The following is a 12,346-nucleotide window of genomic DNA, read 5'->3' on the forward strand; positions in this document are numbered from 1 at the left end:
CTCGCCGTCGGCTCATTACAACATCAACGACATCCGCTATGTCCGCATCCGTCACGCCGCAACCCGATTTCCGCTCGCGCCAGTTTTTGCTGGATCACGCGCTGCGCACGATGATCTTCTATCACCCGCACTGCATGGACCCGGCAGGCGGCTTCTATCACTTCTACAAGAACGGCGGCACCATCTACGACCGCAAGTCGCGTCATCTCGTGTCGAGCACGCGCTTCGTCTTCAACTACGCGATGGCGTACAAGCACTACGGCCTCGACGAGTATCGCGGCGGCGTGCGGCACGGCATCGACTATCTGCGTGAGGTTCATCGCAATCCGGAAACGGGCGGCTATGCGTGGACGCTCAACGGCCGTGAAGTGACGGATGCGACGAACCATTGCTACGGCCTCGCGTTCGTCGTGCTCGCATATGCAAAGGCAGTGGAAGCGGGCTTCGACGAGGCGCGCGCCTATCTCGACGAAACGTGGAACCTGATGGAGACGCACTTCTGGGACGCGCCGCACGGGCTCTACAAAGACGAGGCGAGCGCGGACTGGAACGTGTCGGACTATCGCGGGCAGAACGCGAACATGCACGCATGCGAAGCGTTTCTCGCCGCGTTCGAAGCGACCGGCGAGACGCGTTATCTGGATCGCGCGGCGCTTCTGGCCGACAACATGGTGAACCGACAGGCCGCGCTCGCGGGCGGGCTCGTGTGGGAGCACTACAAGCCGGACTGGTCGATCGACTGGGACTACAACAAGGGCGACCGCAGCAACATCTTTCGTCCGTGGGGCTTTCAGCCGGGACATCAGACGGAATGGGCGAAGCTGCTGCTGATTCTCGACCGGCATCGGCCACAAGCGTGGCATGCAGAGCGCGCGAGGGAGCTGTTCGATCGCGCGCTCGAACTCTCATGGGATCATGAACACGGCGGCATGGTCTACGGCTTCGATCCGGACGGCAAGTTCTACGACGAAGACAAGTACTTCTGGGTGCAGGCGGAATCGCTCGCGGCGGCGGCGCTACTCGCCGATCGCGCGGCTCGCGATGGCGATCAGTCGGCCGCCGCGCGCTACTGGAGCGATTACGACCGGTTGTGGGCCTATAGCTGGACGCATTTCGTCGATCACAAATACGGCGCGTGGTATCGCATCCTGACGCGCGACAACCGCCAGTACAGCGACGAGAAAAGCCCCGCCGGCAAGACCGACTATCACACGATGGGCGCATGTTACGAAGTCCTGAACGTCTTGCGCTGAACGAAACACTGCCATTGAAACGAGGAACCGAACGATGAAGACAAAAGCCGCAATCGCATGGAAAGCAGGCCAGCCGCTCACCATCGAGGAAGTCGATCTCGAAGGGCCGCGCGCCGGCGAAGTGCTGATCGAAGTGAAGGCGACGGGCATCTGCCATACCGATTACTACACGCTCTCGGGCGCGGACCCGGAAGGCATTTTCCCGGCGATTCTCGGCCACGAAGGCGCGGGCGTGATCGTGGACGTGGGGCCGGGCGTCGGCACCGTGAAGAAGGGCGATCACGTCATTCCGCTCTACACGCCGGAATGCCGCCAGTGCAAGTTCTGCCTCTCGCGCAAAACCAACCTGTGTCAGGCGATCCGAGCGACGCAAGGCAAGGGCCTGATGCCCGATGCGACCTCGCGCTTCTCGCTCGACGGCAAGCCGCTCTTTCACTACATGGGCACGTCCACGTTCTCGAACTACATCGTGGTGCCGGAGATCGCGGTGGCGAAAGTGCGCGAGGACGCGCCGTTCGACAAGATCTGCTACATCGGCTGCGGCGTGACGACGGGCGTGGGCGCGGTCGTGTATTCGGCGAAGGTCGAAGCCGGCGCGAACGTGGTCGTGTTCGGGCTCGGCGGCATCGGCCTGAACGTGATTCAGGGCGCGAAGATGGTGGGCGCGGACAAGATCATCGGCGTCGATATCAATCCGGGCCGTGTCGAGCTGGCGAAGAAGTTCGGCATGACGGATTTCATCAACCCGAACGAGGTGGACAACGTGGTCGATCGCATCGTGCAATTGACCGATGGCGGCGCGGACTATTCGTTCGAGTGCGTCGGCAACGTGAAGCTGATGCGTCAGGCGCTCGAATGCACGCACAAGGGCTGGGGACAGTCGTTCATCATCGGCGTGGCGGCGGCGGGCGAGGAAATCAGCACGCGGCCGTTCCAGCTCGTCACGGGCCGCGAGTGGAAAGGCTCGGCGTTCGGCGGCGCGCGCGGTCGCACGGACGTGCCGAAGATCGTCGACTGGTACATGGAAGGCAAGATCAATATCGACGACCTCATCACGCATCATCTGAAGCTCGATCAGATCAACGACGGCTTCGACCTGATGAAGAAAGGCGAGTCGATCCGCTCGGTCGTCATCTATTGAGCGAGGAGGACGCCATGCTCGAACTCGTCGAGGAACACCGTTGTTTCGATGGCGTGCAGCGCATCTATCGGCACGAGTCGCGGTCGATCGGCCTGCCGATGCGCTTTTCGGTGTTCTTGCCCGCCGCTGCGTCGGCGTCGAAAGTGCCGGCGCTCTTCTATCTCGCCGGTCTCACGTGCACCGAAGAGACGTTTCCGATCAAGGCCGGCGCGCAGCGGTACGCGGCCGAGCATGGCATCGCGCTGATCGCGCCGGATACGTCGCCGCGCGGCGCGGACATTCCCGGCGAGAAGGACGCCTGGGACTTCGGCGTCGGCGCGGGCTTCTATGTCGATGCGACGCGCGAGCCGTGGCGCGACCGGTATCGCATGTATTCGTACGTGACGCAGGATTTGCGCGAAGCGGTGCTGGCCGAATTGCCGGTGCGCGAGGACCGGCTCGGCATTTTCGGGCATTCGATGGGTGGGCACGGCGCGCTCGTGCTCGCGCTGCGCAATCCGGATGTGTACCGCAGCGTGTCGGCGTTCGCGCCGATTGCGGCGCCTTCGCAATGTCCGTGGGGCGTGAAGGCGTTCACCGGCTATCTCGGCGACGACCGCGACGCGTGGAAGCAGTACGACGCGAGCGAGCTCGTGAAGGGCGATGCAGCGTCACGCTTCGAAGGCGGCATTCTGATCGATCAGGGGCTGGCCGATCAGTTTCTCGCCGAGCAGTTGCATCCCGATGTGTTCGAGCGCAACGCGCGCGAGGCGGGGCATAGCGTCACGGTGCGTCGTCACGAAGGGTATGACCACGGGTACTTCTTCATCTCGACGTTCATCGGCGAGCACATCGCGCATCATGCGCGGGTGCTCTGCCGTTGAGCGCGGCGCGGTAGCGGCAGCAGTCGGTCAGCTTCCGCGCCGCGCCACCAGGCTCGCCGCATAGACCACGGCGGCGAGCATCGTGATCCAGAAGCTCGTCGGCCAGTCGGTGTAATAGGCGAGCGTGAGGCCCGCCCACGCTTGCCCCAGCGCGAAGAGCGCGGCGAGCAGCAGGCCCGTCGACAGGCGCGTGGTCACGTTCTGCGCCGCCGCTGCCGGCCCGACCATTAGCGCGAACACCAGCAGCACGCCGACGATCTGCGTGCACGCCGCCACCGCGAGCGCGGTGATCGCGAGAAACAGCACGGAGACGAGGCGCAGCGACACGCCTTTTGCCTCGGCCAGCTCGGGTTGCAACGAAGCGAAGAGCAGCGGCCGCATGATGACGCCCAGCGCAACGAGACTCACCGCCGCGAGTCCGGCGAGTACGACAAGCGTTTCGTGACTCACGCCGAGCACGTTGCCGAACAGGAGCGCGGTGGCTTGCGTCGCGTACGCGGTGAAGAAGTGCAGAAACAGCAGCCCGAAGCCGAGCGACAGCGAAAGAATCACGCCGATGGCCACGTCGCGCCCCGACAGCCGCTCGCCGAGCGCGCCCATGCCGACGCCCGCCGCGAGCGTGAAGCCGACCATGCCCCAGATGGGCGACACGCCGAGCAGCACCGCGCCCGTCGCGCCGGTGAAGCCCACGTGCGACAGCGCGTGTCCCGCGAACGTCTGCCCGCGCATCACCAGAAAATACCCGACGATCCCCGCCAGCACCGCGACGATGCCCGACGCCGCGAAGGCGTTCACCATGAAGTCGTATTCAAACATCGTGCGTGTGCTTTCCCTTCTTGCCGTGGCTGTGCGTATGAGCGTGGTCGTGCTGGTGCTCGTGTTCGTGCTGATGCCCGTTGCCGTTTTCGTGCGCGTGATCGAGCTTGTCGATTTCCACATCGCCCGACATCACGAAGATGCGGCCGTTCACGCGCATGACGTCGATGGTCGAGCCGTAGAGACGCGAAAGCACGGGCTTCGTGATGACTTCATCGACGGTGCCGAGCGCCGCGCGCCCGTTGCCGAGATACAGCACGCGATCGAGCGAATTGAGCAGCGGATTCAGTTCGTGCGCGGAGAAAAGCACCGTGATGTTGAGTTCGCGCTGCACGCGCCGCACGAGTTCCACGACGCCCGTCTGATGGCGCGGATCGAGGCTGATGAGCGGCTCGTCGAGCAGCAAGAGACGCGGGCTGCCGAGCAGACACTGCGCGAGCAGAAGCCGCTGGCGCTCGCCGCCCGATAGCTCCGACAACGGCCGCGCCGCGAGTTGCCGGGCGCCGACGAGATCGAGCACGCGCTCGACGTCGGCGCGGGTGCGCGCGTCGCGATGCGGCAGGCCCCAGCGATGCCCGTCGGCGGCCATCGCGACGAAATCGCGCCCGAGCACGCGGCGATTGGCGAGCCCCGCGCGAATCTGCGGCATGTAGCCGATGGACGGATTGCCGCGCACGACCGCTTCGCCGTTCACGCGAATCGCGCCGGACGCGACGGGCACGAGGCCGAGCAGCGCGCGCATCAGCGTGGTCTTGCCCGCGCCGTTCGGTCCGAGCACGCCGATGAACTCGCCGGTGTGAACGGCGAAGCTCGCATCCTTCAGAATCGCGCGTCCGCCGAGCTCGAGCGTCACGCGATCGACTTCGAGCGCGGCCTTCGACTCGCGGATCATTGCTGCCATCCTTGCAGCGCGCCCGCGAGCGCGTCGAGCTGCGTTTCCATCCATTGCTGATACGTCTTGCCGGCGGGCAGCGTCTCGGTCACGCTGATGCTCGGCACATGTCCGTCTTTCGCGATGCCGAGCAGACGCCGCGTGAGCGCGCCGGTCGCCTGGCTGTTGTAGATCAGGATGTGCACGCGCCGTTCGCGCAGATCTTTCTCGAACGCGGCGATATCGGCCGGGCTCGGCTCCGTCTCGTTCATCGCGGCGGTCTGGAACCGCTGGTTGCGCATTTCGAAGCCGATGGCATCGGCCGTATAGCCGAACACCGGCTCCGTCGCGGTCACGGGCACGCCGCGATAGCGCGACTTCAACTGCGCGATGCGCGCGTCGATGGGCTTCAGCGACGCCAGAAACGCGGCGAGGCGCGCGTCGTAGTCGCTCTTGTGCGCCGGGTCCGCGCTCGCCAGATACGCGCTCACCGCTTTCGCGACGGCGGGCATCGTCGGCGGGTCGTACCAGAGATGCGGATTGTCGCCGGACTTCTTGCCGGTCAACTGCGCCGCGACGATTACCGTGCGCTTGCCGCTGCCCTTGCCGCTACTTTTGGATGCCGCGAGCAGCTTGTCCATCCACGGATCGTAGTCCGCGCCGTTATAGACGACGAGCGCCGCATGCTGCAGCGCGCGCGCCGTCTTCGGGCTGGCTTCGAAGAGATGCGGGTCTTCGTCGGGATTGTTGAGAATGCTCGTGACCTCCACGTGATCGCCGCCGAGCTGGCGCACGACGTCTCCATAGAAGTTTTCGGCCGCGACCACCGGCACGCCAGCGGCATGCGCCACGCTCTGGCCGATGCAAAGCGCGGCCACCATGCAACTCAGGATGTACGCGCGTTTCATCGGCTTCCTTCCGTGTGAGCGTGATCGTTCGCGTGATGCTTGCGCTGGCAGTCGCTGCACAGGCCGCTCAGTTCCACGACCTGATGCCGCAACTGAAAGCCGTGCGCGGGCGGGCTCGCCGACAGCGACGACGCGAGTTCGCGTCCCTGAATTTCGAGCGTCGCGCCGCATTCGTCGCAGATCAGGAACTGGCTTTCGTGCGGGCGGCCGGCGTCGCAACACGCGACGAACGCGTTCTTCGACTCGATGCGATGCACGAGCCCGTTTTCGACCAGAAAGTCGAGCGCGCGATAAACGGTGGTCGGGGGCACGCGCGCGCCGCGCTGCGGCTCCAGCGCGTCGATGAGGTCGTACGCGCCGATGGGCTTGTGCGCCTTCAGCACGAGTTCGTACACGTGCCGGCGCAGCGGCGTGAGCGCGAGGCCGCGCTCGTCGGCTAACGCCTCGGCGCGGGCGAGCATGGTTTCGATTGATGCGGTCATGTCATCGTGGCCGCGCGAGGCGGCGCTATGAGCGAGTGGCGATGATATAACGTATCACGGTGGTTTGCACGTCGGCTTTCCGCTGTGCCCGAAGCGTCCGGCGCGGTGCTGGCCGACCGTTCGTCGAGAGAGCAGCGACTAAGGCTGCGAGAGGGCGCCCGAGCGGGCGTCGCGCATGATCGCGTCGATGAGGGGGTCGTTCGTCACGCGGATCCGACCGGTCTGCGTGATTCTTCCGCCGGTCTGCGTGATACCCATCACGAACTGACAGTCGACATAGCAGGTCAGTGTTCCGGTGCTCGGTCCGTCCTGATAGCGAACGACAGGCTCGTTGCCTTCGCTCACGCCCACATACCAGACCAGAACGGGCGTTTCGGTATCCGCGCCGTCGACCGAGGGTTTTTCGTAGACGAACGCGTCTCCTTGCCTCCCGACGTATGAGCGTTCGGGTCGAGGCGTCGGCGCAACTCTGCCTGCTCGATCCAAATGGAACTCATCGGGCGCAGCGAGCCAATGTGAAACAGCCGCGCGGACAGTGAAGAGAAGGCAAAAGACGGACAAGAACTGTGAGAAACGACGACGGCCTGTGCTCATCGTTTGGTGCTTCGCGAATGAGGCGGCGTCGACTCAGGCGGCCCGCCAAGACTTTTCGCATCGAGGTCGATATGGCTGGCCTTCAGAAATTCCGCCTTCGTCCGCCATTTGACCTTTCCATTCGGCAGCCCGAAAACGAGTTCGGCATCTTTGGGCGTAGCGTATCGGTCCGGCGCCACTAGGAAGCGTGTCTTGCGCCAGGCCAACGCGACCAGTGTCTTGTTCCCGGCGGGCGATACCTTGAACACACGTATCCATGCAGGATGTGCGTCGACCGTGGACGGCTCGGTTGTATCCTCGTCATCTTTTGCCGTGGACGATGTCCAGCCGACAGTGACGATTTCCACCGCCTTGCCGGTTCGGTCGAGCACTTCCTGACGCTGCACTTGCTTGCCAAGTAGCTGGAATCGCACGACCGGCACGTGTGACCCCGCGCGGAAGTACTCGGCAATGACCCAGTCTCCCCCGGAAGAAACAATAGGGACGTCGCGCCGACGATCGTAGCGGTAAATGTCAGTCAGGTTCGACAGCACGGACTGCGGCACGCGAGCTTCAGGGAACGAATACCGTGCGGGCTTGAAGTCTCCGGTCTCTGATCTAATCGAGTTCGCGGCGTTCATGTCGAGCCGCAAGCGCAGCGGCGGCAGCGCAATGGACATCAGATTCCCGTCCGCCACGTTGGCGACATAGGGCGGGTGCGAGGACTGAACCGTCTCGACCGGATGGGCGGCATGTGAGGCGCCGAGCGCCGCGTTCGCAATGAGGGGGAAGGCGAGCGCTATTACGTTCGGTGCGAATCTCGAGCGAGCCAGCAAGTCTACGAGTTGATTGCCATTCATGTGCGGCTAAACCTGCACGGTCCAAAGTGGGTCGCCGGATTCTCACGTCGTATGAGTACGCACAGCGCAGCGCATCAGGTTCCGTCGCAGTGATTCCGGGAAGAAGAGGGTCAAGAACTTAAAGCCGTAGCCGCAAACGCGTCAATGGACGTTTTCTGAGATTCAGCGACTCAAACTTCCGAAGTGATGCCCGCACACGAATCAGCGGCCTGGGATTGCGCATTGCAGCATCGAAACCGCGAAACCACGCCTTGACACGCGCCTCCGCAACACCGATCATTCGATCAAACATAGAGCAATTGATCGGCCGTCGAGCGTTCGCTCACTTTCGCGCCGGTCGGGCAGAGAATCGGAGACATCGGTGAGACTGAAAGACAAGGTCGCGGTCATCACAGGCGCCGCGAGCGGAATCGGCGATTCAGTCGCGCGGCGTTATCTCGACGAAGGCGCGAAGCTCGTCGTAGTCGACGTGAAAGACGCGCAAGGCATGGCGCAGCGTTATGAAAACGCCGCCGGCCGCGTGCTCGCGCTCGAAGCCGACGTCACGCGCCGCGAAGACATCGAGCGCATCGTGGCGAGCGCCGTGGAGCGCTTCGGCGGCATCGACATTCTCTTCAACAACGCGGCGCTCTTCGACATGCGCCCGATCCTCGACGAGTCCTGGGACGTCTACGACCGCCTCTTCGCGGTCAACGTCAAGGGCATGTTCTTTCTGATGCAGGCGGTCGCCCGGCGCATGGTCGAGCAGGGACGCGGCGGCAAGATCATCAACATGTCGTCGCAGGCCGGACGGCGCGGCGAAGCGCTCGTCTCGCACTATTGCGCGACGAAAGCGGCCGTCATCAGTTATACGCAATCGGCGGCGCTCGCGCTCGCGAAATCGCGCATCAACGTGAACGGCATCGCGCCGGGCGTCGTCGATACGCCGATGTGGGAACAGGTCGATGCGCTCTTCGCGCGTTACGAAAACCGGCCGCTCGGCGAAAAGAAGCGCATCGTCGGCGAGGAAGTGCCGCTCGGACGCATGGGCGTGCCGGACGACCTGACCGGCGCGGCGCTGTTCCTCGCATCGGCGGATTCGGATTACATCACCGCGCAGACGATCAACGTCGATGGCGGCAACTGGATGAGTTGACCCGGCGCGTGCGCCTTGCAGCATGAGGCGCACCGTCTATAGTGAAACGGCGTCGCGGCGAAGCATACGCGGGCACGCCTACGAAAACGAGCAACCACGCGGTTCCCAGCGCAGCAGAATCAGGCAGCGGCACAGACGGCACGTGCGCCATGCATGCACGATCCGCTGCACCGTGCAAACGAAAAAGGAGACGAACCCATGAAACGCACCCAACGCACCGTCCAGCCCCAGCCGCGCACGCGGCGTTCCATCGCGGCGGTCTCGGCCGCGCTTGCCGCCGCCGCGCTCGCGCCGCTCGCCGTGCACGCCGCGACGACCATCACCATCGCCACGCTCAACAATCCGGACATGATCGAGCTGAAAAAGCTCTCGCCGGCGTTCGAGAAGGCCAATCCCGACATTCAGCTCAAGTGGGTGATTCTCGAAGAGAACGTGCTGCGCCAGCGCGCGACCACCGACATCACGACCAACAGCGGCCAGTTCGACGTGCTGACCATCGGCACGTACGAAGCGCCGCAGTGGGGCAAGCGCGGCTGGCTGTCGCCGATGTCGAATCTGCCTTCGAACTACGATCTCGACGATGTCGTGAAGACGGCCCGCGACGGTCTCTCGTACAACGGCCAGCTTTACGCGCTGCCGTTCTACGTCGAAAGCTCGATGACGTATTACCGCAAGGACCTGTTCCAGGCCGCGGGCCTGAAGATGCCGGATCAGCCGACCTACGACCAGATCAAGCAGTTCGCCGACAAGCTCACCGACAAGTCGAAGGGCCAGTACGGCATCTGTCTGCGCGGCAAGGCGGGCTGGGGCGAGAACATGGCGTACGTCTCGACGGTCGTGAACACGTTCGGCGGCCGCTGGTTCGACGAGCAGTGGAAGGCGCAGCTCGACACGCCGGAATGGCACAAGGCCGTGTCCTTCTATGCGGACCTGCTGAAGAACGACGGCCCGCCGGGAGCGAGCTCGAACGGCTTCAACGAAAACCTCACGCTGATGTCCTCGGGCAAGTGCGCGATGTGGATCGACGCGACGGTGGCCGCGGGCATGCTCTATAACAAGCAGCAGTCGCAAGTGGCCGACAAGATCGGCTTTGCCGCCGCGCCGACGCAAGTCACGCCGAAGGGCTCGCACTGGCTCTGGTCGTGGTCGCTCGCGATTCCGAAGACGTCGAAGCAGCAGGACGCCGCGAAGAAGTTCGCCGCGTGGGCGACGTCGAAGGAATACATCGAGATGGTCGGCAAGGACGAAGGCTGGGCCTCTGTGCCGCCGGGCACGCGCAAGTCGACCTACGCTCGCCCCGAGTACAAGCAGGCCGCGCCGTTCGGCGACTTCGTGTTGCAGGCGATCGAGTCCGCGAATCCGAACGACGCGACGCTGAAGAAGGTGCCGTATAGCGGCATCCAGTTCGTCGGCATTCCGGAGTTCCAGTCGTTCGGCACGGTGGTCGGGCAGTCCATCGCGGGCGTCGTCGCCGGACAGACGAGCGTCGACAATGCGCTGAAGGCTGCCAACGCCACCGCCGATCGCGCGGTGAAACAGGCCGGCTATCAGAAGTAAGCGGCAGATAAGCAGCAAGCAAGCGGGCCGTTCACACAGATCGGCCCGCCGGCATCATCGAGAGGTGACACGATCATGCGCCAACTGAATCCCCCCATCGCCGATCACTTCGACGTGTCCGCCGCCGAGCGCGACAAGAAGCGCGCGAAGTCGGTCCGCTGGCTGATTACGCCGTCGTCCGGGCTGCTGTTCCTGTGGATGGCCATTCCGCTCGCGATGACCATCTGGTACTCGTTCTCGCGCTACAACCTGCTGAATCCCGATGTCAAAGGCTTCGCGGGGCTCGACAACTTCCAGTTCCTCGTCACCGATCCCGCGTTCGGGCCGTCCATCGCGCATACGCTGACGCTGATCGCGTCCGTGCTGGCGATCACGGTGATCGGCGGGGTGCTGCTCGCGGTGCTGTTCGACCGCAAGTTCATCGGGCAGGGCATCGCGCGGCTGCTCGTCATCGCGCCATTCTTCGTGATGCCGACGGTCTCCGCGCTGATCTGGAAGAACATGATCCTGCATCCGGTGTACGGCCTCGTCGCCTCGCTGATGCGATCTCTCGGCATGCAGCCCATCGACTGGTTCGCCGAGTATCCGCTCTTCGCGGTAATCGTGATCGTCGCGTGGCAGTGGTTGCCGTTCGCGTTCCTCATTCTGTTCACCGCCATTCAGTCGCTCGATCAGGAGCAGAAGGAAGCCGCGCGCATCGACGGCGCGGGTCCGTTCGCGATGTTCTTCTTCATCACGCTGCCGCACCTGAAGCGCGCGATCGCGGTCGTCGTGATGATGGAAACCATCTTCCTGCTGTCGATTTTCGCGGAGATCTACACGACGACGGGCGGCGGCCCCGGCACCGCGACGACCAACCTGTCGTACCTGATCTATGCGCTCGGCCTGCAACAGTTCGATGTCGGCCTCGCCTCGGCAGGCGGCATTCTCGCGGTGATTCTCGCCAATATCGTCGCGTTCTTCCTCGTGAGAATGCTCGCGAAGAACCTCAAAGGGGAGTACGAGTCATGAGCACGCATCCCGTTACCTCCACGACTTCGGTGCCCGTGCTGGATCATGTAAAGCGCATCGTGCCCGGCGTCCTCGCGTGGCTCGTCTCCATCCTGCTGTTCTTCCCGATCTTCTGGATGACGATCACCGCGTTCAAGACCGAGCAGCAGGCGTATTCGTCGTCGCTCATCTTCTCGCCGACGCTAGACAGCTTCCGCGAAGTCTTCGCGCGCAGCAACTACTTCGGCTTCGCGTGGAATTCGGTGCTGATCTCACTCGGCGTCACGGTGGTCTGCCTGTTGCTCGCGGTGCCGTGCGCCTACGCGATGGCCTTCTTCCCCACGCGCAAGACGCAGAAGCTGCTCTTGTGGATGCTTTCCACGAAGATGATGCCGTCGGTCGGCGTGCTCGTGCCCATCTACCTCTTGTGGAAGAACTCGGGGCTGCTGGATACGGTAAGCGGTCTCATCATCGTGTACACGCTCATCAATCTGCCGATTGCCGTGTGGATGGCCTACACGTACTTCAACGAAGTGCCGAAGGACATTCTGGAAGCCGGCCGCATCGACGGCGCGACGACATGGCAGGAGATCGTCTACCTGCTGATGCCGATGGCGCTGCCGGGCCTCGCATCGACCGCGCTCTTGCTCGTGATCCTCTCGTGGAACGAGGCGTTCTGGAGCATCAACCTGTCGAGCTCGAATGCCGCGCCGCTCACCGTGTTCATCGCGTCGTATTCGAGTCCGGAAGGGCTCTTCTGGGCGAAGCTCTCGGCGGCTTCGCTGCTCGCGGTGGCGCCGATCCTGATCGTCGGCTGGCTCTCGCAGAAGCAGCTCGTGCGCGGTCTCACCTTCGGCGCGGTCAAGTGAGGGCGGGCTCGTGAACCTGACTTTCCCA

Annotated in this window: 13 protein-coding genes; 7 read left to right on the top strand and 6 right to left on the bottom strand. The window is 63.8% G+C overall.

The genetic code is table 11. The features are described from left to right. The first annotated feature begins 38 nt into the window (after positions 1-38). From LDZ24_RS02455 to fghA, 3 genes are read left to right on the top strand one after another with little or no spacing between them, the layout of a single operon-like run. A complete protein-coding gene (locus LDZ24_RS02455; protein ID WP_248321355.1) occupies positions 39-1,253 on the top strand; it encodes an AGE family epimerase/isomerase in 1,215 nt (404 codons plus the stop codon). A gap of 34 nt (positions 1,254-1,287) precedes the next feature. Next, complete coding sequence (locus tag LDZ24_RS02460) at positions 1,288-2,394, top strand: S-(hydroxymethyl)glutathione dehydrogenase/class III alcohol dehydrogenase (RefSeq protein ID WP_248321357.1); 1,107 nt, start codon at positions 1,288-1,290, stop codon at positions 2,392-2,394. 14 nt (positions 2,395-2,408) lie between these two features. Next, a complete protein-coding gene (gene fghA, locus LDZ24_RS02465) occupies positions 2,409-3,257 on the top strand; it encodes an S-formylglutathione hydrolase (RefSeq protein WP_248321358.1) in 849 nt (282 codons plus the stop codon). Positions 3,258-3,284: 27 nt separating this feature from the next. Here the strand turns inward: fghA and LDZ24_RS02470 are convergent, their stop codons facing one another. From LDZ24_RS02470 to LDZ24_RS02495, 6 genes are all read right to left on the bottom strand, one after another. Beyond that, positions 3,285-4,073: a metal ABC transporter permease gene (locus LDZ24_RS02470; protein WP_248321360.1), complete on the bottom strand. Its 789-nt coding sequence runs from the start codon at positions 4,071-4,073 to the stop codon at positions 3,285-3,287. Beyond that, positions 4,066-4,965, bottom strand: a complete 900-nt coding sequence (locus LDZ24_RS02475; RefSeq protein WP_371747378.1) for an ATP-binding cassette domain-containing protein — start codon at positions 4,963-4,965, stop codon at positions 4,066-4,068. The genes LDZ24_RS02470 and LDZ24_RS02475 overlap by 8 nt, the downstream gene beginning before the upstream one ends. After that, positions 4,962-5,852, bottom strand: coding sequence for a metal ABC transporter solute-binding protein (locus tag LDZ24_RS02480; RefSeq protein WP_248321363.1), 891 nt, complete (start codon positions 5,850-5,852; stop codon positions 4,962-4,964). The genes LDZ24_RS02475 and LDZ24_RS02480 overlap by 4 nt, the downstream gene beginning before the upstream one ends. Beyond that, complete coding sequence (locus tag LDZ24_RS02485; protein ID WP_248321365.1) at positions 5,849-6,334, bottom strand: Fur family transcriptional regulator; 486 nt, start codon at positions 6,332-6,334, stop codon at positions 5,849-5,851. Before LDZ24_RS02485 ends, LDZ24_RS02480 begins: the two co-directional genes overlap by 4 nt. A gap of 138 nt (positions 6,335-6,472) precedes the next feature. Beyond that, on the bottom strand, positions 6,473-6,679 hold the full coding sequence (locus LDZ24_RS02490; protein WP_248321367.1) for a hypothetical protein: 207 nt from the start codon (positions 6,677-6,679) through the stop codon (positions 6,473-6,475). 245 nt (positions 6,680-6,924) lie between these two features. Next, positions 6,925-7,767 carry a hypothetical protein gene (locus LDZ24_RS02495; protein ID WP_248321369.1) on the bottom strand — a complete coding sequence of 281 codons (843 nt, stop codon included), beginning with the start codon at positions 7,765-7,767 and terminating at the stop codon, positions 6,925-6,927. A 361-nt stretch (positions 7,768-8,128) separates the two neighbouring features. On the opposite strand from LDZ24_RS02495, the gene LDZ24_RS02500 reads away from it, so the two are divergent. From LDZ24_RS02500 to LDZ24_RS02515, 4 genes are all read left to right on the top strand, one after another. Continuing rightward, entirely contained in the window at positions 8,129-8,902 is a 774-nt protein-coding gene (locus LDZ24_RS02500) for an L-iditol 2-dehydrogenase (protein ID WP_248321371.1), read from the top strand. Positions 8,903-9,100: 198 nt separating this feature from the next. After that, the gene (locus tag LDZ24_RS02505; RefSeq protein WP_248321373.1) at positions 9,101-10,459 is read left to right on the top strand and encodes a sugar ABC transporter substrate-binding protein; all 1,359 of its coding nucleotides are present in this window, start codon (positions 9,101-9,103) and stop codon (positions 10,457-10,459) included. A 75-nt stretch (positions 10,460-10,534) separates the two neighbouring features. Next, positions 10,535-11,470 carry a carbohydrate ABC transporter permease gene (locus LDZ24_RS02510; protein ID WP_206467656.1) on the top strand — a complete coding sequence of 312 codons (936 nt, stop codon included), beginning with the start codon at positions 10,535-10,537 and terminating at the stop codon, positions 11,468-11,470. After that, entirely contained in the window at positions 11,467-12,318 is an 852-nt protein-coding gene (locus tag LDZ24_RS02515) for a carbohydrate ABC transporter permease (protein ID WP_175939603.1), read from the top strand. Before LDZ24_RS02510 ends, LDZ24_RS02515 begins: the two co-directional genes overlap by 4 nt. Positions 12,319-12,346 lie beyond the last annotated feature (28 nt).

This window comes from Caballeronia sp. Sq4a (genome assembly GCF_023170545.1).
GTDB lineage: Bacteria > Pseudomonadota > Gammaproteobacteria > Burkholderiales > Burkholderiaceae > Caballeronia.

Bases quoted from the DNA above. Each gene is read 5' to 3' on its own strand.
- LDZ24_RS02485 (WP_248321365.1), bottom strand. From the start codon at position 6,334: ATGACCGCATCAATCGAAACCATGCTCGCCCGCGCCGAGGCGTTAGCC.
- LDZ24_RS02470 (WP_248321360.1), bottom strand. From the start codon at position 4,073: ATGTTTGAATACGACTTCATGGTGAACGCCTTCGCGGCGTCGGGCATC.
- LDZ24_RS02480 (WP_248321363.1), bottom strand. From the start codon at position 5,852: ATGAAACGCGCGTACATCCTGAGTTGCATGGTGGCCGCGCTTTGCATC.
- fghA (WP_248321358.1), top strand. From the start codon at position 2,409: ATGCTCGAACTCGTCGAGGAACACCGTTGTTTCGATGGCGTGCAGCGC.
- LDZ24_RS02505 (WP_248321373.1), top strand. From the start codon at position 9,101: ATGAAACGCACCCAACGCACCGTCCAGCCCCAGCCGCGCACGCGGCGT.
- LDZ24_RS02460 (WP_248321357.1), top strand. From the start codon at position 1,288: ATGAAGACAAAAGCCGCAATCGCATGGAAAGCAGGCCAGCCGCTCACC.
- LDZ24_RS02515 (WP_175939603.1), top strand. From the start codon at position 11,467: ATGAGCACGCATCCCGTTACCTCCACGACTTCGGTGCCCGTGCTGGAT.
- LDZ24_RS02510 (WP_206467656.1), top strand. From the start codon at position 10,535: ATGCGCCAACTGAATCCCCCCATCGCCGATCACTTCGACGTGTCCGCC.
- LDZ24_RS02475 (WP_371747378.1), bottom strand. From the start codon at position 4,965: ATGATCCGCGAGTCGAAGGCCGCGCTCGAAGTCGATCGCGTGACGCTC.
- LDZ24_RS02495 (WP_248321369.1), bottom strand. From the start codon at position 7,767: ATGAATGGCAATCAACTCGTAGACTTGCTGGCTCGCTCGAGATTCGCA.
- LDZ24_RS02455 (WP_248321355.1), top strand. From the start codon at position 39: ATGTCCGCATCCGTCACGCCGCAACCCGATTTCCGCTCGCGCCAGTTT.